22 protein-coding genes are annotated in these 19,517 nt (G+C 68.0%); 14 read left to right on the top strand and 8 right to left on the bottom strand.

The window, feature by feature from the left end; genetic code table 11:
* Positions 1 to 25 precede the first annotated feature (25 nt).
* Positions 26 to 502: a UPF0262 family protein gene (locus tag ACE3Q6_RS17555; protein WP_374435268.1), complete on the top strand. Its 477-nt coding sequence runs from the start codon at positions 26 to 28 to the stop codon at positions 500 to 502.
* Between the two features lie 62 nt (positions 503 to 564).
* A complete protein-coding gene (locus ACE3Q6_RS17550; protein WP_374435266.1) occupies positions 565 to 963 on the top strand; it encodes a low molecular weight phosphatase family protein in 399 nt (132 codons plus the stop codon).
* A 3-nt stretch (positions 964 to 966) separates the two neighbouring features.
* On the opposite strand, the gene ACE3Q6_RS17545 is transcribed toward ACE3Q6_RS17550, so the two are convergent.
* Complete coding sequence (locus ACE3Q6_RS17545) at positions 967 to 1,356, bottom strand: winged helix-turn-helix transcriptional regulator (protein WP_374435264.1); 390 nt, start codon at positions 1,354 to 1,356, stop codon at positions 967 to 969.
* 97 nt (positions 1,357 to 1,453) lie between these two features.
* Here ACE3Q6_RS17545 and ACE3Q6_RS17540 point away from each other — a divergent pair, with 97 nt between their 5' ends.
* On the top strand, positions 1,454 to 2,284 hold the full coding sequence (locus tag ACE3Q6_RS17540; protein ID WP_374435262.1) for an SDR family oxidoreductase: 831 nt from the start codon (positions 1,454 to 1,456) through the stop codon (positions 2,282 to 2,284).
* A 24-nt stretch (positions 2,285 to 2,308) separates the two neighbouring features.
* On the opposite strand, the gene ACE3Q6_RS17535 is transcribed toward ACE3Q6_RS17540, so the two are convergent.
* Positions 2,309 to 2,956: a hypothetical protein gene (locus tag ACE3Q6_RS17535; RefSeq protein ID WP_374435260.1), complete on the bottom strand. Its 648-nt coding sequence runs from the start codon at positions 2,954 to 2,956 to the stop codon at positions 2,309 to 2,311.
* 41 nt (positions 2,957 to 2,997) lie between these two features.
* On the opposite strand from ACE3Q6_RS17535, the gene ACE3Q6_RS17530 reads away from it, so the two are divergent.
* Together ACE3Q6_RS17530 and ACE3Q6_RS17525 are read left to right on the top strand one after the other, a co-directional pair.
* Positions 2,998 to 3,702 (top strand): endonuclease/exonuclease/phosphatase family protein, encoded by a 705-nt coding sequence (locus ACE3Q6_RS17530; protein WP_374435258.1) that lies wholly within the window; start codon positions 2,998 to 3,000, stop codon positions 3,700 to 3,702.
* Positions 3,703 to 4,063: 361 nt separating this feature from the next.
* A complete protein-coding gene (locus tag ACE3Q6_RS17525; RefSeq protein ID WP_374435256.1) occupies positions 4,064 to 4,984 on the top strand; it encodes a DMT family transporter in 921 nt (306 codons plus the stop codon).
* A 42-nt stretch (positions 4,985 to 5,026) separates the two neighbouring features.
* Here ACE3Q6_RS17525 and ACE3Q6_RS17520 read toward each other — a convergent pair whose 3' ends face one another.
* Positions 5,027 to 6,145 (bottom strand): SRPBCC family protein, encoded by a 1,119-nt coding sequence (locus ACE3Q6_RS17520; RefSeq protein WP_374435253.1) that lies wholly within the window; start codon positions 6,143 to 6,145, stop codon positions 5,027 to 5,029.
* A gap of 84 nt (positions 6,146 to 6,229) precedes the next feature.
* The gene (locus ACE3Q6_RS17515; protein WP_374435251.1) at positions 6,230 to 6,691 is read right to left on the bottom strand and encodes an Lrp/AsnC family transcriptional regulator; all 462 of its coding nucleotides are present in this window, start codon (positions 6,689 to 6,691) and stop codon (positions 6,230 to 6,232) included.
* A 105-nt stretch (positions 6,692 to 6,796) separates the two neighbouring features.
* Here ACE3Q6_RS17515 and putA point away from each other — a divergent pair, with 105 nt between their 5' ends.
* From putA to ACE3Q6_RS17490, 5 genes are all read left to right on the top strand, one after another.
* Positions 6,797 to 10,246 (top strand): bifunctional proline dehydrogenase/L-glutamate gamma-semialdehyde dehydrogenase PutA, encoded by a 3,450-nt coding sequence (gene putA / locus ACE3Q6_RS17510; RefSeq protein ID WP_374435249.1) that lies wholly within the window; start codon positions 6,797 to 6,799, stop codon positions 10,244 to 10,246.
* A gap of 31 nt (positions 10,247 to 10,277) precedes the next feature.
* Positions 10,278 to 11,021, top strand: coding sequence for a rhomboid family intramembrane serine protease (locus ACE3Q6_RS17505; protein WP_374435246.1), 744 nt, complete (start codon positions 10,278 to 10,280; stop codon positions 11,019 to 11,021).
* Positions 11,022 to 11,075: 54 nt separating this feature from the next.
* Positions 11,076 to 11,771 (top strand): DUF1194 domain-containing protein, encoded by a 696-nt coding sequence (locus tag ACE3Q6_RS17500; protein WP_374435244.1) that lies wholly within the window; start codon positions 11,076 to 11,078, stop codon positions 11,769 to 11,771.
* Positions 11,772 to 11,879: 108 nt separating this feature from the next.
* Positions 11,880 to 12,302, top strand: a complete 423-nt coding sequence (locus ACE3Q6_RS17495) for a L,D-transpeptidase (RefSeq protein ID WP_374435241.1) — start codon at positions 11,880 to 11,882, stop codon at positions 12,300 to 12,302.
* 75 nt (positions 12,303 to 12,377) lie between these two features.
* Entirely contained in the window at positions 12,378 to 13,163 is a 786-nt protein-coding gene (locus ACE3Q6_RS17490) for an inositol monophosphatase family protein (RefSeq protein WP_374435239.1), read from the top strand.
* A gap of 80 nt (positions 13,164 to 13,243) precedes the next feature.
* Here the strand turns inward: ACE3Q6_RS17490 and ACE3Q6_RS17485 are convergent, their stop codons facing one another.
* Complete coding sequence (locus ACE3Q6_RS17485) at positions 13,244 to 14,149, bottom strand: LysR substrate-binding domain-containing protein (protein ID WP_374435237.1); 906 nt, start codon at positions 14,147 to 14,149, stop codon at positions 13,244 to 13,246.
* 86 nt (positions 14,150 to 14,235) lie between these two features.
* Here ACE3Q6_RS17485 and metF point away from each other — a divergent pair, with 86 nt between their 5' ends.
* The 4 genes from metF to ACE3Q6_RS17465 all read left to right on the top strand — a co-directional run bounded on the left by metF (position 14,236) and on the right by ACE3Q6_RS17465 (position 17,933).
* Positions 14,236 to 15,102: a methylenetetrahydrofolate reductase [NAD(P)H] gene (gene metF / locus ACE3Q6_RS17480; protein ID WP_374435235.1), complete on the top strand. Its 867-nt coding sequence runs from the start codon at positions 14,236 to 14,238 to the stop codon at positions 15,100 to 15,102.
* 145 nt (positions 15,103 to 15,247) lie between these two features.
* The gene (gene aroQ / locus ACE3Q6_RS17475; RefSeq protein ID WP_374435233.1) at positions 15,248 to 15,688 is read left to right on the top strand and encodes a type II 3-dehydroquinate dehydratase; all 441 of its coding nucleotides are present in this window, start codon (positions 15,248 to 15,250) and stop codon (positions 15,686 to 15,688) included.
* On the top strand, positions 15,685 to 16,872 hold the full coding sequence (locus ACE3Q6_RS17470) for an AMP-binding protein (protein ID WP_374435231.1): 1,188 nt from the start codon (positions 15,685 to 15,687) through the stop codon (positions 16,870 to 16,872). Before aroQ ends, ACE3Q6_RS17470 begins: the two co-directional genes overlap by 4 nt.
* Positions 16,860 to 17,933, top strand: a complete 1,074-nt coding sequence (locus ACE3Q6_RS17465) for a thiolase family protein (RefSeq protein WP_374435229.1) — start codon at positions 16,860 to 16,862, stop codon at positions 17,931 to 17,933. Before ACE3Q6_RS17470 ends, ACE3Q6_RS17465 begins: the two co-directional genes overlap by 13 nt.
* On the opposite strand, the gene ACE3Q6_RS17460 is transcribed toward ACE3Q6_RS17465, so the two are convergent.
* From ACE3Q6_RS17460 to ACE3Q6_RS17450, 3 genes are all read right to left on the bottom strand, one after another.
* Complete coding sequence (locus ACE3Q6_RS17460; protein ID WP_374435227.1) at positions 17,922 to 18,464, bottom strand: biotin transporter BioY; 543 nt, start codon at positions 18,462 to 18,464, stop codon at positions 17,922 to 17,924. The genes ACE3Q6_RS17465 and ACE3Q6_RS17460 overlap by 12 nt on opposite strands.
* A gap of 24 nt (positions 18,465 to 18,488) precedes the next feature.
* Complete coding sequence (locus tag ACE3Q6_RS17455; RefSeq protein WP_374435225.1) at positions 18,489 to 19,085, bottom strand: energy-coupling factor transporter transmembrane protein EcfT; 597 nt, start codon at positions 19,083 to 19,085, stop codon at positions 18,489 to 18,491.
* Positions 19,060 to 19,517: AAA family ATPase (locus ACE3Q6_RS17450; RefSeq protein ID WP_374435223.1), on the bottom strand; the 458-nt coding region annotated here is incomplete at its 5' end. The genes ACE3Q6_RS17450 and ACE3Q6_RS17455, both read right to left, overlap by 26 nt.

Genomic DNA, 19,517 nt, shown 5'->3' with positions numbered 1-19,517 from the left:
ACGGGCGGAACCGCAGGGACACCACATGAACCGCATCTGCCACATCGAGATCGACGAGAAGGGCCTTGCCCGCCCGACGCCCGAGATCGAACAGGAACGCCGCGTCGCGATCTTCGACCTGTTGGAGGAGAACTCCTTCACCCCCGCCCGCCGGCCCGACCGCGAGATGCCGGAAGGCCCCTACCGCGTGCTGCTGGCGATCCGCGAGGGCCGCCTCGTCTTCGACATCGCCACGGAAGCCGGCGAGAAGGCAGCCGAATTCCACCTTTCGCTCGGCCCCTTTCGGCAGGTGGTGAAGGACTATTTCCAGATCTGCGAATCCTACTTCGACGCGGTGAAACGACTGCCCCCGTCTCAGATCGAGGCCATCGACATGGCCCGGCGCGGCATCCACAACGAGGGCGCCTCGATCCTGCGCGAACGCCTTGACGGCAAGGCCGAGGTCGACACCGACACCGCCCGCCGGCTCTTCACCCTGATCTGCGTCCTGCACTGGGGCTGACGTTGGGCGACTTCCCCCAAAGCGTCCTTTTCTGCTGCGATCACAACGCCGTCCGGTCCCCGATGGCCGAAGGGCTGATGAAGCAGATGTACGGCCAGCGCGCCTATGTGCAGTCGGCGGGCGTGAAGAACGACATGGAGATCGACGGGTTTTCCGTCGCGGTCTGCAAGGAGCTTGGGATCGAGCTTTCCCGCCACCGCTCGCGCTCCTTCGACGAGATGCAGGATTGGGGCGACGACCTGTCCCAATTCGACCTGATCATCGCGCTTTCCCCCGCCAGCCAGCGCATGGCCCTGGAGCTGACGCGCTTCCACCACCTCGACATCGAATACTGGCCGATCCTGGACCCCACGGGCCTGGGCGAGACACGGGAGGCGAAACTTGCCGCCTACCGGCAGGCCCGCGACCAGATCCGGACCCGAATGCTGGAACGCTTCGGACCGCCCACCGAACCCGCCTGACCGCTACTCCGCCGCGACCGCCAGTTTCCCGGCCATGATCCGGGGCAATGCCCCCTCGATCCAGCCGACCAGCGCCACCACGTGCCCTGCGGCCTCCACCCCCAGCGGGGTCAGTTCGTAATCCACGTGCGGCGGCACCACCGGATGCGCGGTCCGCAACACGAACCCGTCCGCCTCCAGCTCCTTCAGTGTCTGGCTCAGCATCCGCTCGCTGACGCCCCCGACCTTTCGCCGCAACTCGGCAAAGCGGTGCGGCCCCGTGGCCAGCGCCACCATCACCAGCGTGCCCCAGCGGTTGGTCAGGTGGTTCAACACCACGCGCGACGGGCAGTCCGCCGCCAGCACGTTGCCCAATTGCCAGCCGTCCAGAAGCCCCTGTGCATCGCGTTCCATCATGCTGTGCAGCCTTTCGGTATACTAACAAATTTGTACGTACTTCCTTTTCGTAAGTAATCCGATATCTCTCCACCGTCAACCAATGGAGAGACCCATGACCATCGCCATCACAGGGGCCACCGGCCAGCTCGGACGCCTCGCCATCGCCGCCCTCAAGGCCCGCGGCGCGACGCCCGTGGCCCTTGCCCGCGACCCGGCGAAAGCCGCCGACCTGGGCGTCGAGACGCGCGCCTTCGACTATACCACCGCCGACCCGGCCGCGCTGAAGGGGGTCGAGACACTGGTCCTCATCTCCTCGAACGACTTCAACGACCGTGCGGGCCAGCACCGCAAGGCCATCGCCGCCGCCAAGGCCGCGGGCGTGAAGCGGCTGATCTACACCTCGATCCTGAAGGGCGACGCCTCGCCGATGATCCTCGCGCAGGACCACATCGCGACCGAGGCTGCCATCCGCGACAGCGGCATCCCCGCCACGATCCTGCGCAACGGCTGGTACACCGAGAACTACACCGGCGCGCTTGGCGCGGCCGTCCAGCACGGCGCGATCATCGGGGCGGCGGGGGAGGGCCGGGTGAACTCGGCCGCCCGCAAGGACTATGCCGAGGCCATCGCCGTCACCGCGCTGGACGGGGCTCATGCGGGCAAGACCTATGAGCTTGCGGGCGACACCGCCCACAGCGGGGCCGATTTCGCCGCCGCTGTCGCCAAGGCGGCCGGCAAGCCCGTGGCCTATGTCCCGATGAGCCAGGCCGACTATGCCAAGGCCCTGACCGGCTTCGGCCTGCCCGAAGGCTTCGCCCAGGTCCTGGCCGACAGCGATGCCCGCGCGGGCGATGGCGCACTGGCCGATGACAGCCGCACGCTCAGCCGGCTGATCGGCCGGCCCACGACGCCGATTGCGGAAACCATCGCTGCGGCGCTTTGACAGGGCAGGGGGCCTTGCGCCCCCTCACCCACGCTTCTTCCGGGCAAAGACCTTGCGGAACCGCGTGCGGTTGGTCTCGATGAAGACGTCGAAGGGCGCGCCCAGCCGGCCTGCGCGGTCCAGAAGGTAGATCACCCCGGCCACCGCCGCGAGCGCCGCGCCCAGCGTGTTGACCATGAAGTCCCCCATCGTGTCGGGCAGGCCGGACTTCATCATGTTGAAGCCGAAAAGCGTGTCCATGGCGTATTCGAAGATTTCCCACAGCACGCCCACCGTCATGGCAAAGCAGAAGGACAGCACGCCCACCGCCCAGGGTGGCGCGGCGTAGCGGTCGCCCTGGAACATCATGAAGACCATCAGGAAACCCAGGATCCCGAACCCCATCGCGGATCCGAAATGCAGCGCCAGGTCCCACCACCAGAAGCGGTCGTAGAAATCATAGACCTCGCCAAGGTAAAGCGTCGCCAGCACGAACAGCGCGATTGCCGCCAGGAAGCTCGGCGGAAAGCGCAGGCCGACGCGGCTGGCGATCTGGCCCGGCAGCGCCGTCAGGGCCAGCGCCGCCAGCGTGACGAAGACCGCCGGCCAGACGCCATTCCAGGCCGCCACCAGCGCCTCGCCGGCCAGAAGCAGGCGGATCCCGTTCAGAACGATGGCCGATGGTGCCGGCATTGCCCTCTCCCGATCCTGGTCCTGATCTCTATATTGGGGGCATGACCCCGGATTCAAAGCCCAGCCTCAGGGTCGCCTCGTGGAACATCCACAAGGCGGTCGGCACCGACCGGCGCCGCGACGCCGACCGGGTGCTCGCCGCGATCGCCGCCCTCCAGGCCGACATCGTGGCCTTGCAGGAAGCCGACCGCCGCCTTGGCGACCGCCCCTCGGCCCTGCCGCGCGACCGCATCGGCGCGCTCACCGGGCTCGAGCCGCTGCCCATCGGCCGCAATGCCGTCAGCCTTGGCTGGCACGGCAACGCGCTCCTCGCCCGACCCGGCATCCACCTGACTGGGGTCGACCACCTGGACCTGCCGGGGCATGAGCCGCGGGGCGCGGTGATCGTCGATCTCGACACGCCCGCGCCGCTTCGGGTCGTGGCGGTGCATCTCGGCCTCTTGCGCGCCGCGCGCCGCCGCCAGCTTGACGCGATCAAGGCCGCGCTGAACCGCCACCCGACGCGGCCCACGGTGATCCTCGGCGACTTCAACGAACACTCGCGGCGGGTGGGCCTTGGCCGGATCGCCACTCCCTTCGTGATCCTGCCGACCGACCCGACCTTTCCCGCGCGGCGGCCCTTCCTGCCCCTAGACCGGATCGTCCATTCCCCCGACCTCGACCTCGTGCCGCTCGGCCACCCGCCGGCGCCGGGCCATCAGCCCTCCGACCACTTGCCGCTCCTGGCCGAGCTTCGCTGGCGCTAGGCCAACCCAGCCGCCGTCAGACCTTTCACATTTGCCCAAATATCCTCCGGGGGTGTGGGGGTGGAAAACCCCCACCGCGGCCGCCTTGCGGCTTGCACGCGAGGCGGCAAGAGGAAGGCGGGGTAACAGGGTTAACAAACCCCTGACGTCCGCGGGCAAACCTTTGCCTCCGAATGAAAAACCGGAAATGTCCACCGTGGACAGCCGGAAGACTTCGGACCCCTCCACCGTCGCGCCTCCAGGGCTGCCCCCGCTCAATTCCGCTGGGTTCGGGCGTTTTGGGCATGGCATTCTCCTCGCCGATCGTGGAACCTCAAGCCCGGTGCGGCGTCTTTTTGCCGTGATTTCCGTGGACCCCTCCATGCGCCCCCTGCGCGGCATTGCTTTCAAACTGGCCTCCGTCCTGGTCTTCATCGTCATGGCCAGTCTGATCAAGTCCACCGCCGACCATGTCCCGGCGGGGCAGGCGGTATTCTTCCGGTCCTTCTTCGCCATCCCCGTCATCATGGCCTGGCTCGCCTGGCGGCACGAGCTGCGGACGGGGCTGAAGACGGTGCAGCCCCTGGGCCATGTCTGGCGGGGCGTGGTGGGCACGATGGCGATGGGGCTTGGTTTCGCCGGGCTGGGTTATCTGCCCCTGCCGGAAGTCACCGCCATCGGCTATGCCGCGCCGCTTCTGACCGTGGTCTTCGCCGCGATGTTCCTGGGCGAAGAGGTGCGCGCCTTCCGCATCTCGGCCGTCATCCTGGGGATGGTGGGCGTGCTCATCGTGCTCGCCCCGCGCCTGTCCATCGACCCCGGAGCCGCAGGGGTGGCGGAGGCGCTTGGGGCGATGCTGGTCCTTGGCGGGGCGGTCTTCGCGGCTCTGGCGCAGGTGTTCGTGCGGAAACTGGTGACGACCGAGCAGACCTCGGCCATCGTCTTCTGGTTTTCCGTCACCGCCACGGCGATGTCCCTGACCACCTTGCCGTTCGGCTGGGTCTGGCCCACGGGCAAAGAGGCAGCGATCCTGGTCCTTGCGGGCCTTCTGGGCGGGCTTGGCCAGATCCTCCTGACCTCCAGCTACCGGGAGGCCGATGCCTCGCTGGTTGCGCCCTTCGATTACGCCTCGATGATCTTCGCATTGGGGATCGGCTACTTCGTCTTTGCCGAGGTTCCGACTTGGCCGATGCTGGGAGGGGCGGCGCTGATCATGACTGCCGGGATCCTGATCATCTGGCGCGAGCGCAAGCTTGGCCTGGAACGCGCCCGGCAAAGAAAGGCGATGACGCCGCAGGGCTGAGGGCCGCGCGTCGGGGCCTTCCGGGCGGTCCAGCGGCTGCCCTCAGAGGCCCAGCCGGTCCACCACCCAAAGGCCCATGGCCTGCACCATGTCATCCCGCCACGACAGCGGTCCGGGCTTGTAAAGTGCCGAACCCAAGGCGCGCTGCTGCTTTTCCAGGATGCCCACGTCCTCTTTGGCGACGCGCTCCCAGCGGTCGTAATAGGGTTCGGCGCGGGCCTGGAAGTCGGGAAGGCCAAGCCGGTCCTCGGGGAAGCAGCCGCCGACTTCAAGGATCGTGCGGGACTCGCTGACCGGAATCGTGTTCAGCCACCACAGGCAGTCCTGCGCCACGGCGAACTGGACGGTGGGGAAGATGACGGTGAAGTAGGTGCCCATCCGCGCGTCGTCGTCGAGGCCGTCGATGGGCGGGAAGGGGGGCTGGTCGGTGCCCAGGGTCGCGATGGAGCGGCCGGAAATGACCTGGATGGTAATCCAGTTGCCGCGGGTCTCCGGGGACCGCGACTGCTGCGCGCCCACGGTGTCGCGGTGGACGATGCCAGTGTGATAGGTCTCGACCGCGTTTTCGAGGATGAGCTTCCAGTTGCAGGCGACGTCGAGCGTGACCCGCCAGGTGCAGCGCATGGCGCCAAGCTTGTGCGATGCCATCCGGTCGGGGAAGTCGCCCAGGTGCTCTCGCAAGGACGGGCCGTCCTTGGTGAAGCGGGCGAAGACGAAGCCCTCCCACTGGTCGAGGTCGAGGGCCACCATCCCGTTCTCGACCTTGTCGAATCCTTCGGCGTCCTTCATGTCCGGGCAGCCGTAGAGACGGCCGTCGTTCAGGTAGCTCCAGGCGTGGTAGGGGCAGGTGATGCGGCCGCCGACGTTGCCGGACCCCTCCAGCAGGATTGACCCGCGATGGCGGCAGTAGTTGGCGAAACAGCGCAGTTGCCCGTCATTGCCGCGGATCAGCACGATGGGGCCGCCGGGGTTGTCGAAGGCGCGGTAGTCGCCGGGGGTTGGCAGCTCTTCCGCGCGGCACAGGAAGAACCAGTGCTTGAGGAACAGCTTTTCGCGTTCGGCCTTGAAGATCGCGGGGTCGGTGTAGAAGCCCGCGGGCATGGAGCGGGCACGGTTCAGGGGTTGGGTGGCGGCTTCGATCTCGGCGCGGTCCAGGCTCATTCGGGGTCTCCTTCGCTGGCCAGACTGCTTGCGGGACGTGAGTCGGGCAAGGGCCAGCGCAGGGGGCGGCGCGCCCATCCTACGTCAGAAGACATCCTTCACCGCCTCCATCGCCACATAGGTCGAGGTCGAGGCGACATGGGGCAGCGCGCTGATCACCTCGCCCAGGACCCGACGGTAGGACTGGATGTCCGAGGTGCGAACTTTCAACAGGTAGTCGAAAGACGAGGCCATCATGTGGCACTGTTCGACCTCGGGCACCGTCAGCACCGCCTTGTTGAACGCGGTCAAGGCCGCCTCGCGCGTGTCGGAAAGCCGCACCTCCACGAAGGCCACATGCGCCTGGCCCATCTTGATCGGGTCCAGGATCGCGCGGTAGCCGGTGATGATCCCCATCTCCTCCAGCCGTTTCATCCGCGCTTGGGTGGGGGATTTCGACAGGCCGATCCTGCGGGCCAGCTCGACTGCAGCGATCCGTCCCTGAGTCTGCAGAACCCGCAGAATGGCTAGGTCGAAGCGGTCAAGATCGACCCGGTCGTTCGGCATTTGATTTCCCCGCTTTGCATTGCTTCCCGCCCGCATATAGCACGATCTTCAGGAGAACAGCCTGCGATTTTCCGGTTATTCTGGGCGGAAAGAAAGGTGCCTGCCATGAATAAACCGACCGCCCCCGCCGCCTGGTCCGTCATCACCACCGGCACGCTGACCGATGAGACCGCGCTGGTCCAGCGTCTGGTGGCCGAGGCAGCGCTGGACGCCCCGGCGCGGGCCGCCATCGTGGCGCAGGGAGCGGACCTTGTGAAGCGCATCCGGGCGAGTTCGCGGCCCGGGCTGATGGAGGTCTTCCTGGCCGAATACGGCCTTTCCACCGACGAAGGCATTGCCCTGATGTGCCTGGCCGAGGCGCTCCTGCGCGTGCCGGACGCCGAGACGATGGATGCGCTGATCGAGGACAAGATCGCTCCATCCGACTGGGGGCGGCATCTGGGGAAGTCGGCCTCCAGCCTGGTGAACGCCTCGACCTGGGCGCTGATGCTGACCGGGAAGGTGCTGGACGACCGTGAGGGCGGGATCGTCGGCACGCTGCGGGGCGCAGTGCGGCGGCTGGGCGAGCCGGTGATCCGGACGGCCGTTTCGCGCGCGATGAAGGAGATGGGCCGTAACTTCGTGCTGGGCGAAACCATCGACAAGGCGATGGACCGGGCCGAGGAGCTGGAGGCCAAGGGCTATACCTACAGCTACGACATGCTGGGCGAGGCCGCGCGCACGGAAGGTGACGCACGCCGCTATCACCTGGCCTATTCCCGCGCGATCACCGCCATTGCGCGGGCCGCCAAGGGTAACGACATCCGCACCAACCCCGGCATCTCGGTGAAGCTCTCGGCGCTGCACCCGCGCTATGAGGTGGCGAAGCGGGACCGCGTGATGGAGGAGCTGGTCCCCCGTGTCCGGGCGCTTGCGACGCTGGCCAAGGCTGCGGGACTGGGGTTCAACATCGACGCCGAAGAGGCCGACCGCCTCGCCCTGTCGCTGGAGGTGATCGAGGCCACGCTGTCGGACCCCGCGCTGAAGGGCTGGGACGGGTTCGGGGTCGTGGTCCAGGCCTACGGACGCCGTGCGGGAGCGGTGATCGACTGGCTCCATGCGCTGGCCACAAGGCTTGACCGCAAGATCATGGTGCGGCTGGTCAAGGGCGCCTATTGGGATGCCGAAGTGAAGCGGGCGCAGGTGATGGGGCTGGAGAGCTTCCCGGTCTTCACCCGCAAGCAGTCCACGGACGTCAGCTATATTGCCAATGCCCGGAAGCTTCTGTCCCTGACCGACCGCATCTATCCCCAGTTCGCCACCCACAACGCCCATACCGTCGCCGCGATCCTGCATATGGCGGGGGACCAGGGCCTGACGCCGATGGACTACGAATTCCAGCGCCTGCACGGGATGGGTGAGCGGCTGCATGACATTGTCCTCACTGACAACGGCACCCGCTGCCGCATCTATGCGCCGGTGGGGGCGCACCGGGACCTGCTGGCCTACCTCGTCCGCCGCCTGTTGGAGAACGGCGCGAATTCCAGCTTCGTGAACCAGATCGTCGATGAAGACGTCGCGCCGGAAACCGTCGCGGCCTGTCCGTTGACGGTGGTCGAGGGCCTGATCGCGATCCCCAGCCCGGCGCTCAGGACTGGCCCGGCGCTGTTCGGGGCACGGAAGAACTCCCAAGGCTGGGACCTGACCGATGCCGCCGACCTTGCGGCCATCGAGGCCGCCCGCACGCCCTTTGCCGAGGCCCGGATCGACGCCGCCCCCCGCCTGGCCGGTCGCGTCGTCGGCGGCCCGCAACTGGCGGTCCTGAACCCCGCAACCGGAGCGCTGGTAGGCCATGTCACCACGGCGGGCCTGCCGGATGTGAACACTGCGCTGCGCCTCGCCGAACCCTGGTCTGCCGCCCCTCAGGAACGCGCCACGGTTTTGAACCGCGCCGCCGACCGGATGGAGCAGGACTTCGGCCGCATCTTCGCCCTCCTCGCCCGCGAGGCCGGGAAGACCCTGTCCGATGCCGTCGCCGAACTGCGCGAGGCGGTGGACTTCCTGCGCTACTATGCCTCCCAGACCGCCCAACCACACCCGGCGCGCGGTGTCTTCGCCTGCATCTCCCCCTGGAACTTCCCGCTCGCCATCTTCTGCGGCCAGATCGGTGCCGCGCTTGCCGCCGGAAACGCCGTCCTTGCGAAACCCGCCGAGCAGACTCCGCTGATCGCCTGTGTCGCCGTCGATCACCTGCTGGCGGCCGGAGTGCCCGCGAACGCGCTGCAACTCCTCCCCGGCGACGGGCAGATCGGCGCTGCCATCACCCGCGACCCGCGCGTGAACGGCGTGGCCTTTACCGGGTCCACCGAAACGGCGCAGGCTATCCGTCGGTCCATGGCCGACCACCTTGACCCCACCGCCCCGCTGATCGCAGAGACCGGGGGGCTGAACGCCATGCTGGTCGACAGCACCGCGCTCCCGGAACAGGCCGTCCGCGACATCATTGCGTCGTCCTTCCAGTCCGCCGGTCAGCGCTGTTCGGCGCTCCGCTGTCTCTATGTGCAGGAGGACGTGGCGCATACCGTCACCGAGATGCTCTTCGGCGCGATGGAGGATTTGTCGCTGGGCGATCCCTGGCACCTTGCCACGGACATCGGCCCGGTCATCGACGCCGAGGCCCAGGCCGGCATCCGCGCTTATGTCGATGCAGCAAGGACCGAGGGGCGGGTGCTGAAAGAGCTGAGAGCGCCGGGGCAGGGGACTTTCATCGCCCCCACGGTCCTGTCGGTGAATGGCATCCAGGACATGCCGCGCGAGATCTTCGGTCCGGTCCTGCACATTGCCACCTTCAAGGCCTCCGAAATAGACAGGGTCATCGCGTCGATCAACGCCACCGGCTATGGCCTGACCTTCGGCCTCCACTCCCGCATCGACGACCGGGTCCAGCACATCGTCGACGGCATCCGCGTCGGCAACACCTACGTCAACCGCAACCAGATCGGCGCGGTCGTGGGGTCGCAACCCTTCGGCGGCGAGGGGCTGTCGGGCACCGGACCGAAGGCCGGCGGGCCGCACTACCTTGCGCGGTTCACCTTGGCTCCGACCCCTGCGGCGCAGCCGGACGATGCGACGACGACGGCGGCCCAGGTCGCCAAGGCCCTTTCCGCCCCCTTTGCGGCGACTGCCCCGCAGGCCGAGGACATGCCCGGCCCCACCGGCGAGTCGAACCGGCTGACGATGACCCCCCGTGCGCCGCTCCTCTGCCTCGGCCCCGGCCGGGCCACCGCGCTGCAGCAGGCCGAAGCCATCCGCAAGCTTGGCGGTCACGCGGTGGAAGCCCCCGGCCTGTCACCCGGTGCGCTGAAGGACCTGCAAGGCTTCTCCGGCGCGCTCTGGTGGGGAGAGGCCGAGGCGGGCCGCCCCTACGCCCAGGCACTGGCAGGGCGCCAAGGCCCGATCCTGCCGCTGATCGCCGCGCCCGACGCGGGCCATGTGCATCTTGAGCGGCATCTGTGCATCGACACCACCGCATCGGGCGGCAACGCGCAGCTTCTGGCCGCCGTGGCCGACGCTTGACCGCAACCCGCGGATCGGAAAGGCTGACCGCATGTTTCCGATCCGCGACCACAACCCGTCCGGCCAGACGCCCTACGTCACCTTCGCGCTGATCGCGATCAATGTGCTGGTGTTCCTGGGCTATTTCACGACCCTGTCCGAATACCAGCTGGGCGAGTTCTTCTGGACCTGGGGCCTGATCCCTGCCCGGTTCCTGTCCGGAGACGGGCTGGAGACGATCTTCACCTCGATGTTTCTGCACGGCGGCTGGTTCCACCTGGCGGGCAACATGCTGTTCCTGTGGATTTACGGCGACAACCTGGAAGAGGAGATGGGGCATCTGGGCTTTCTGGTCTTCTACCTTGCGGCGGGCATCGCCGCGGGGCTGGCGCAGGCGCTGCCGGACCCGGGGTCGGTGATCCCGATGGTCGGCGCGTCGGGGGCCATCGCGGGGGTGATGGGGGGGTATCTCCTGCTGTTCCCGAAGGCCAAGGTCGACGTCCTGTTCATCTTCGTCATCTTCTTCCGGATCTTCGCGATTCCGGCATGGATCGTCCTGGGCATCTGGCTGGCGATCCAGATCTTCTCGGGCGTTTCGATCCCCGGCGATGCGGGCGGCGTCGCCTATTGGGCGCATGTCGGCGGCTTCGTCGCGGGGCTGGTCCTGGCGCTGCCCGTCTGGCTGCGGCGCGGCGCGCAGGCCTTCTGGCAAAAGACCGAGGGCCATCCACCACATCCCGAAACCCAGTTCGAGGCCGCCCGGTCGAACATCCCCCTCGTCCGCCGCAAGCGCTGAGCTCTTTGCGCGCCGGCAGTCCCGACGTAGGATCGCGCGTGGGGAGGTCCGCCGATGCTGCGCCTTGTCCTCTGCGCCACCTGCCTTGCCACGCCCGCCGGGGCCGACTGCCGCCTTGCGCTGGCCCTGGCGGTCGATGTCTCGCGGTCCATCGATTCGCAGGATTACGTGATCCAGACCGAGGGGCTGGCCGGCGCGCTGCAGGATCGGGACGTCCGCGCCGCGATCTTCGGGCCCGAGGGGCATGTGGCGCTGGCAATCTATTACTGGTCGGGCCGGGGCTATCAGGACCTGGTGCAGGATTGGGTGATCCTCGACAGCCCCGAGGCGTTGGACGCCGCCATCTGGGAGGTCCGCCGCACCCCGCGCCCCGCCGCGCCGCTGGCCACCGCGCTGGGCGATGCGCTGAGTTACGGGCTTGACCTGATGGGCGACGCGCCGGACTGCGACCGCCGGGTCATCGACGTGGCGGGCGACGGGCGCAACAACGACGGCATCTCGGTCGCGCGCACCTATGAGCGCGAGGATTTCACCGGGATCACCGTCAATGGCCTTGCCGTGGGCGAGCATGAATCGGACATCCTCGACTACTACGCGGGCGAGGTGATACGCGGCCCCGGGGCGTTTGTGGAACTCGCGCCCCGGCAGGAGGATTATCCCCAGACACTTCGCCGCAAGCTTCTGCGCGAGCTGGAGGGCCCGATGATCGGCCTCATGCGCGGAGGGGCGTCGGGCGGTTGGCCCGGATAACGTCAAAGATGTGGAAATCCCGACCCGAAATCCGCCGGTTTTTCATTGACTGATGGTGGGGTCCGGGAATTCTTCCGGATGTATTCATCGACGCATTCGGAGGTCGCCATGCGCCGCCATTTTGCCGCGCTTTTCCTGGCCCTGATCCTCATGCCCGGCGTTGCCCTGGCCGAGCGTATCGTGGCCCATGTTTCCATCACCTCGCAGCTGATGAAAGTCTATCACGAGGGCAGGCTTCTCTTTACCTGGCCGGTGTCGACGGCCAAGGCCGGGAAGATCACCCCGCCTGGGACCTATTCGCCCGAGTTCCTGTCGCGGCACCACCGGTCCAAGCGCTACAACAACGCACCGATGCCCTTCGCGATCTTCTACGACGGCAACTACGCCATCCACGGCACCGACCAGATCAAGCGCCTGGGCCAGCCCGCCAGCCATGGCTGCGTAAGGCTGCACCCCGACAACGCGAAGATCCTGTTCGAGATGGTCAAGGCCGAGGGCATGGAGAACATGCGTGTGGTGATCGTCCAGTAGGCCCCGTCCGGCCCCCTTCCTTTCCAGCGCCCGACCCGCTATAGCGCCGGGCTTGGAACGACGTGGAGCGGATACATGCAGGGCTCGGCCAACCTCAACCTGATGATCAAGGCTGCGCGCAAGGCGGGCCGCAGCCTCGTCAAGGACTTCCGCGAGGTCGAAAACCTGCAGGTCTCGACCAAGGGGCCGGGCGATTTCGTGTCCAAGGCCGACCGTGAGGCGGAGCGGCTGATCAAGGAAGAGCTGATGGGCGCCCGCCCGACCTATGGTTGGCTGGGCGAGGAAACCGGCGGCGCGGCGGGTGCCGACCCGACCCGGCGCTGGATCGTCGATCCCTTGGACGGGACCACCAACTTCCTTCACGGCATGCCGCATTGGGCCGTCTCGATCGCTTTGGAGCACAAGGGCGAGATCGTCTCGGGCGTCGTCTACGACCCGGCCAAGGACGAGATGTTCTGGGCCGAGAAGGGCGCGGGCTGCTGGCTGAACGACAACCGCCGCCTCCGCGTCTCGGCCCGCCGGGCGATGCATGAGGCGGTCTTTGCCACCGGCGTGCCGTTCGGCGCGAAATCCACGCTGCCGGCGATGCTGAAGGACCTCGGCCGCCTGATGCCGGCCTGTGCCGGCGTCCGCCGCTGGGGGGCAGCATCCCTGGACCTCGCCTATGTCGCGGCGGGCCGCTTCGACGGATACTGGGAGCGTGAGCTTTCCGCCTGGGACGTCGCGGCCGGGGTGCTGCTGGTGAAGGAAGCCGGCGGACTGGTCGAGGGCCTGCGCGAAGGCACCGACCCCTTGGACGGCGCGCTGATCGCCGCGAACGATTCGCTCTTCAAGGCGATGGCGGACACGATCCGGGCCTGACGCCGATTTCTTCGAAGAAATCGGACCGGAGCCTTTGAAGGCTCCGAACCGGAATTCTCAAAAATTCCGGCCCCGGCCGATCACCCGCGCTGCAGCTTCACCGGCTCGGACCGTGCGAGCCGCAGGAAATGCGCGATATAGGGCTTGGCCGCATCCTCCTCGCGCGTCGCGGCATACATCCGCTTCGTCACCACCTCCGGCCCCAGGGGCCGCGTGATGTAATCCGCGTTGGTCTTCACCTCGCGCATCACCCAGTCGGGAAGCACCGCCACCCCCCGGTTCGACCCGACCAGCATCAGGATCACCGCCGTCAGTTCCGCCGTGCGTTGGGCGCGGGGTTCTACCTTGGCGGGCGTGAGGATTTCCGTGAACACATCCAGCTTGTCCCGGCTGACCGGGTAGGTGATCAGCACCTGGTCGCGGAAATCTTCGGCGGTAATGAAATCCTTGGATGCCAAGGGGTTCTGCGACGATCCGACGAAGGTCGGGTGATAGTCGAAAAGCGGGTTGAACACGATCCCCGGCGGCGGCTCGCGGTCGGACGAGATCACCAGGTCCACATCTTCGCGGTTCAGCGCCGGCAGCGCCTCGAAGGCCAGACCCGCCCGGATGTCCACGTCGATCTCCGGCCAGGCGTGGCGGAACATCTCCAGCACTGGGAACAGCCAGTCAAAACAGGCGTGGCATTCGATGGCGATGTGAAGGCGGCCCGTGCGCCCGGCGCGAAGGGCGCGGAACTCTTCCTCCATTGCGTCGATCTCGGGCAGGATCCGTTCCGCCGCGCGCAGCATCCGCACCCCCGCCGCCGACAGCCGCATCGGCTTGGACCGCCTGACAAACAGTTCCATCCCGGCCTGGTCCTCCAGCCCCTTCACCTGATGGGAAAGCGCCGACTGCGTCATGTTCAGCATGTCGGCGGCGCGGGCGAGGCCCCCGGCCTGCTGGATGGCGCGGATCGTGCGCAGGTGGCGCAGCTCGATATACATGAACGAACCTCATCAAGATGGTGAGTATTATGAATTGGTCTCACATCCCTGAATCTGCGACAAGGGGTGCAATCAAGGAGACGACCATGCCCAGCCCCCGCATCAGCTTCGAATTCTTCCCGCCGCAGTCGCTGGACGCCTCGTTCCGCCTGTGGGAGACGGTGCAGGCGCTCGCCCCCATGCAGCCCGAATTCGTCTCGGTCACCTATGGCGCGGGCGGCACGACCCGGACGCTGACGCATGAGGCCGTCTCGACCATCCACCGCAACTATGGCCTGAAGGTCGCGGCGCACCTGACTTGCGTCGATGCCACCCAGACCGAGACGCTGGCCATCGCCGAAGCCTATGCGGCGGCCGGCGTCACGGAAATCGTTGCGCTCCGCGGTGACGCCCCAAAGGGCGCGCAGCGCTTCGTCCCGCACCCGCTGGGGTTCGCGAACTCGGTCGAACTGGTCGAGAAGCTGGCGAAAACCGGCAAGTTCAAGATTCGCGTGGGCGCTTACCCCGAGCCGCACCCGGACGCCGCCGACAGTAGCGCCGACGTGACCTGGCTCAAGCGCAAGATCGATGCGGGTGCCTCCAGCGCGATCACCCAATTCTTCTTCGAGGCCGACACCTTCTTCCGCTTCCGCGATGCCTGCGTGAAGGCCGGGATCACCGCGCCGATCATCCCGGGCATCCTGCCGATCACCTCCTGGGAAGGGGCGAAGAAATTCGCCCGCCGCTGCGGCACTTCGGTCCCCGCCCGGCTGGACGAGGCCTTCGCCACCGCCGCGCGCGACGGACGCGAGGACCTCCTGGCGCTGACCCAGTGCACCCAGCTCTGCGACCGCCTGATCCAGGGCGGGGTCGAGGATCTGCATTTCTACACCCTGAACCGCCCGCACCTGACCCGGGAAGTGGTCCATGCCCTTGGCATCAAGCCCGAGGTGGTGCTGGAGAAAGTGGCCTGACATCGGCCCTTTTGGGTGACCGTGGTCTCCCTGGGCGGCTTTCCGACCTGTCCTTGGGCAGGGCCCCGGAAAGCCGCCATCTTTTTGGCCGTTGCCGCCCCGGACATATCGGCTAATCTCGCGCGGACCCTGACCGGACGCCGCCATGCCCAAGCTCGTTACCCTTCTGAACGGCCCGAACCTCAACCTCCTTGGCCTCCGCCAGCCCGAGATCTATGGGCGCGAGACACTGGAGGATGTGGCAGACAAGGTTTCCGATCTGGCCGAGGAGTTGGGCCTTGCCCTGAAGGCGCTGCATTCCAACCACGAAGGCCAGCTGGTCGACTGGATCCAGGAGGCGCGGGGGACCTCGGCCGCGATCATCATCAACCCTGGCGCCTATTCGCACACGTCGGTCGCGATCCTTGATGCGCTGAACGCCTTCGACGGGATCGTGATGGAAGTGCACATCTCGCAGATCCACAAGCGCGAGCCCTTCCGGCACCATTCCTACATCAGCCACCGCGCGGACGGGGTGATCGTCGGCTGCGGGACCGAGGGCTATCTCCTGGCGCTGCGCCGGATCGCCTCGCTTCTGAAGGCATGAGCGAAAGCTTCCGCTGGCACCCGGAGGCCCGGCTGTTCGACAGCACGGGGACGGAAATCCTGCGAGAGAGCGCCCGGTCGCCAGAAGGCACCACCTTCCCCGACACCCCTCAGGGACTCGCTGCCGCCATCGGCCGCCCGGCCTTCCGGATCGGCGCGAACGAGTTGCCGCCACCCGACCCGCACGAGCAGCCGATCCTGGAAACCCTGACCTCCGGCTCCACGGGTCAACCGCGCCGCATCCGGCGGACGCAAGCCTCCTGGACCGCGAGCTTCGCGGTCAATGCGGACCTCGGCATCGGCCCGGGCGCGCGCATGGCCACCCTTGGCCGCCTGATCCACTCGCTTTCGCTTTACGGCGCGATCGAGGGCCTGCACCTCGGCGCCGAGGTCCACCTCCTTGCCGACCTCCGCCCCGACCGCCAGCGCACCGCGCTCAGCGACCGGAAGATCACCCACCTCTACGCCACGCCGGCCCAACTGCGCCTGCTCCTCGGGCCCGGCGCGCTTCCGGACCTGCGACTGATCCTCGTCGGCGGCTCCAAGCTTGACCCCGCGCTCCGCACCGCCCTCGCCACCCTCGCCCCCAACGCCCAGATCCGCGAGTTCTACGGCGCCGCCGAGACAAGTTTCATCACCCTTGCCGACGAGACCACACCCCAGGATTCCGTCGGCCGCCCCTATCCCGGCGTCGACCTCCACCTCGACTCCGGTGGCGAGGTCTGGGTCCAGAGCCCCTACCTCTTCCTCGGCTACGCCTTTCATCTTTGTCCAAATATCCCCGCCGGAGGCTCCCCCACCACCCGCTGGCGCGACGGCTGGCTTTCCGTGGGCGAGATCGGCGAGATGCAGGACGGCTTCCTCATCCTGAAAGGCCGCGCCGGGCGGATGGTCACCGTGGCCGACCAGAACGTCTTTCCCGAAGAGATCGAGGCTTTCCTCCACAGCCTTCCCGGCATCACCCGCGCTGCCGTCCTGCCCGTCCCAGACGCAAAACGCGGCCACGCCCTGATCGCCATCCTGCAAGGCGACCCCGCACAAGAGGCCGCCATCCTCACCACCCTCCGCCAGCAACTCGGCCCGCTCAAATCCCCCAAGGCCCTGATCTGGCGCGAGGATTGGCCGGTGCTCCCCTCCGGCAAGACCGACCTCAAGGCGCTGGAGGCAACGCTTTGGCTCGCCTGATTGCCGCCCGCCGCACCGCCGTGGTTCCGCGGGGCGGGGCGTTTGCGCGCCTCAGGATCGAGGATCTCGCCGCCCCCGTCCTGCAAGCCTGCCTTGCCGACGCGGGTGTCGACCCGGCCCAGGTCGACGAAGTCATCCTCTCGAACGCCCTCGGCGCGGGAGGCAACCCCGCCCGCCGAACTGCTTTGGCCGCGGGCCTGCCAGAAACCGTCGCCGGCCTCACCACCGACCGGCAATGCGCGGGGGGCTTGGACGCGATCCTGCTGGCGAAGGCCCTGGTCGACTCCGGGGCCGCCGAGGTCGTCCTGGCCGGGGGCGTGGAAAGCTACTCCCGCCGGCCCTTGCGCCTTGCCACCGACCCGGACGGCGGCCTGCCGCAGCCCTATGACCAGGCGCCGTTCACCCCCTGGCCCGACCGCGACCCCGACATGGCCGAAGCGGCCGAGGCGCTGGCCCGCCGCCTGCATATCCCCCGCGACCGCCAGGAGGCCTGGGCGGCCCAAAGCCACGCCAAGGCGCTTGCCGCCGACCTCTCGGCCGAGATCGTCCCGCTGAACGGTGTGACCCGCGACACCTTCCCGCGCGACCTTGGCCCAAGGCTTCTCGCCAAGGCCCCGGTCCTGACGGGCAGCATCACCACCGCCACCGCTGCCGTTGCCGCTGACGCGGCCGCCGTCTGCCTTGTCGTCAGCGACCGCGTCGCAAAGGGCAGGGGCCTCGCGCTCCTCGCCGGTGCCACGCTGGGCTGCAGGCCCGAGGAACCGGGCCTCGCCCCCGTCGCCGCGATCCGGCGCATCTGGGGGGGCGAGCCGCTGTCACAGGCCGAGGTCATGGAGGCCTATGCCGTCCAGGCGCTTGCCGTGATCGATGGCGCGGGGCTTGATCCGCAGATCGTCAACCCCAGCGGCGGCGGGCTTGCACGCGGGCACCCGATCGGGGCGTCAGGCGCGATACTTGGCGTGCGGCTTTTCCACGGGTTGAAGCAGGGCAGGGGCCTCGCCGCCATCGCGGCGGCGGGGGGGATCGGGACGGCGCTTCTGGTGGAAGCCTCAGGCGCGTGACAAGAGCGAGGCCGGGCGCATCCGCGACAGGCTTTGCGTCACGAGGCCCGCGATCACGGCCTTAACCACATCGCCCGGCAGGAAGGCGAAGGACAGGAAGGCCGCCTCCGACAGCGTCTTGTCCAGCATCACCGACATGCCGATGATCCCGAAGACGTACATGACCCCGATCCCGCCGATGACCGAGGCAGCAGTGGCAGCGACGGCGGGGGAAAGCGTCGTCCGCTCCATCACCCAGCCCGCGACGAAGGCGGCGACGGGGAAGCCCACGAGGAAGCCGACCGAGGGACCCGCAAAGACGCCGATCCCGCCGCGTCCGCCCGACAGGAGCGGCAGGCCGGCAGCAACCAGCGCGAGGAACAACAGCACCGCCAGCGCACCGCGCTTGGCGCCCAGCACCGTGCCGCAAAGCATGATCCCCAGCGACTGCGCGGTGATCGGCACCCCGGCGGCAAGATCGATCTTCGGAACCAGTCCAAGGACCGCGATCAGCGCGGCGAACAGGGCGATGTGGGTCAGGCTGCGTTCCATGGGGTCCTCCGTCGGTCAGACCCCTTACCCCGCCCCGCCCCGCGCCCGCAAGGCCTCGGCCACCCGATCCGCGTCCTCGAGGGCTGCCAGCGTTGCCGGGACCATCACCCGCCAGCGCGGGCTGCGGGGAGACCGCGCCGACCACGACTGCCGGATCAGCGCCATCCGGTCCAGCATCACCGGGATGAACCGGATTACCAGCGCGAAGGCCAGGGCCAGTCTCCTTGGCGGCAGGATGGGTGAAATCGGCCGCGCCAGACGCTCGAACACCGCCAGCATGTCCGACAGCCGCGTGGTCATGGTGACGAAGTTCGCCAGCGCCACTGCGGTCACCATCCGAAGCAGGATCGCCACTCCGTCCGCGACGTCCCCGGTCCAGAAGTGCCAAAGCCCGACGATCACCACGAAGGGCCAAAGCGGCGAGAGCTGCCGCAGGCCGGTCCGCGCAAAGCCTGGTCCCGCCGAAAGATAAAGCCCCGCGACTGCCGCGCCGGCGGCTGTCAGCACCCAGGGCGCGTCCACCAGGAACAGCGCCGTCGTTGCCACCGCCAGGGCTGCAAGTTTCCCTCCGGCTGGCAAGGGATGCGCCCAGGTCCTAACCGGCGAGGTCAGCGTCAGCATCGTGCTCTCCGATCCGGGCCATCTCGGCGGTGAAGGCGGGCAGTACCGCGGCGGGCGGGCCATCGGCGACGACCCGACCCGCTTCCAGCCACAGGACCCGGTCTGCCGCCTCCAGCACCGCCGGATCATGCGTGATGGTCACCAGCCGCTGCGGCAACCCGGCGAACCGCCGCGCAAGCCGCGCCTGAGTGGGCAGGTCGAGGCCCGCCAGCGGCTCATCCAGCAGGATTGTCCGTGGCTGCATCAGCAGGATCGCGAGAAGGCATAGGTAATGGCGCTGCCCCTGGCTGAGCGTCGAGACCGGAGCCTCGGCCCAGTGGGCGCGCCCCTCTGCCGCAAGCAGCTCCCGCGCGCGGTCCCGGGCTTCGGCTTGCGGCACACCCTGCTGCGCGAGGCCAAAGGACAGCTCCTCTTCGACCGTCGGGAAAAGGA

It is taken from the genome of Tabrizicola sp. (assembly GCF_041913445.1).
Classification (GTDB): domain Bacteria; phylum Pseudomonadota; class Alphaproteobacteria; order Rhodobacterales; family Rhodobacteraceae; genus Tabrizicola.
The sequence above is the reverse complement of the archived record's forward strand: the minus strand, read 5'-3'. Positions and strand labels throughout refer to the sequence as shown.

What these genes read in the sequence shown, in the direction of transcription:
- ACE3Q6_RS17555 (WP_374435268.1), top strand. Translation starts at nt 26, where the DNA reads ATGAACCGCATCTGCCACATCGAGATCGACGAGAAGGGCCTTGCCCGC.
- ACE3Q6_RS17550 (WP_374435266.1), top strand. Translation starts at nt 565, where the DNA reads ATGGCCGAAGGGCTGATGAAGCAGATGTACGGCCAGCGCGCCTATGTG.
- ACE3Q6_RS17545 (WP_374435264.1), bottom strand. Translation starts at nt 1,356, where the DNA reads ATGGAACGCGATGCACAGGGGCTTCTGGACGGCTGGCAATTGGGCAAC.
- ACE3Q6_RS17540 (WP_374435262.1), top strand. Translation starts at nt 1,454, where the DNA reads ATGACCATCGCCATCACAGGGGCCACCGGCCAGCTCGGACGCCTCGCC.
- ACE3Q6_RS17535 (WP_374435260.1), bottom strand. Translation starts at nt 2,956, where the DNA reads ATGCCGGCACCATCGGCCATCGTTCTGAACGGGATCCGCCTGCTTCTG.
- ACE3Q6_RS17530 (WP_374435258.1), top strand. Translation starts at nt 2,998, where the DNA reads ATGACCCCGGATTCAAAGCCCAGCCTCAGGGTCGCCTCGTGGAACATC.
- ACE3Q6_RS17525 (WP_374435256.1), top strand. Translation starts at nt 4,064, where the DNA reads ATGCGCCCCCTGCGCGGCATTGCTTTCAAACTGGCCTCCGTCCTGGTC.
- ACE3Q6_RS17520 (WP_374435253.1), bottom strand. Translation starts at nt 6,145, where the DNA reads ATGAGCCTGGACCGCGCCGAGATCGAAGCCGCCACCCAACCCCTGAAC.
- ACE3Q6_RS17515 (WP_374435251.1), bottom strand. Translation starts at nt 6,691, where the DNA reads ATGCCGAACGACCGGGTCGATCTTGACCGCTTCGACCTAGCCATTCTG.
- putA (WP_374435249.1), top strand. Translation starts at nt 6,797, where the DNA reads ATGAATAAACCGACCGCCCCCGCCGCCTGGTCCGTCATCACCACCGGC.
- ACE3Q6_RS17505 (WP_374435246.1), top strand. Translation starts at nt 10,278, where the DNA reads ATGTTTCCGATCCGCGACCACAACCCGTCCGGCCAGACGCCCTACGTC.
- ACE3Q6_RS17500 (WP_374435244.1), top strand. Translation starts at nt 11,076, where the DNA reads ATGCTGCGCCTTGTCCTCTGCGCCACCTGCCTTGCCACGCCCGCCGGG.
- ACE3Q6_RS17495 (WP_374435241.1), top strand. Translation starts at nt 11,880, where the DNA reads ATGCGCCGCCATTTTGCCGCGCTTTTCCTGGCCCTGATCCTCATGCCC.
- ACE3Q6_RS17490 (WP_374435239.1), top strand. Translation starts at nt 12,378, where the DNA reads ATGCAGGGCTCGGCCAACCTCAACCTGATGATCAAGGCTGCGCGCAAG.
- ACE3Q6_RS17485 (WP_374435237.1), bottom strand. Translation starts at nt 14,149, where the DNA reads ATGTATATCGAGCTGCGCCACCTGCGCACGATCCGCGCCATCCAGCAG.
- metF (WP_374435235.1), top strand. Translation starts at nt 14,236, where the DNA reads ATGCCCAGCCCCCGCATCAGCTTCGAATTCTTCCCGCCGCAGTCGCTG.
- aroQ (WP_374435233.1), top strand. Translation starts at nt 15,248, where the DNA reads ATGCCCAAGCTCGTTACCCTTCTGAACGGCCCGAACCTCAACCTCCTT.
- ACE3Q6_RS17470 (WP_374435231.1), top strand. Translation starts at nt 15,685, where the DNA reads ATGAGCGAAAGCTTCCGCTGGCACCCGGAGGCCCGGCTGTTCGACAGC.
- ACE3Q6_RS17460 (WP_374435227.1), bottom strand. Translation starts at nt 18,464, where the DNA reads ATGGAACGCAGCCTGACCCACATCGCCCTGTTCGCCGCGCTGATCGCG.
- ACE3Q6_RS17455 (WP_374435225.1), bottom strand. Translation starts at nt 19,085, where the DNA reads ATGCTGACGCTGACCTCGCCGGTTAGGACCTGGGCGCATCCCTTGCCA.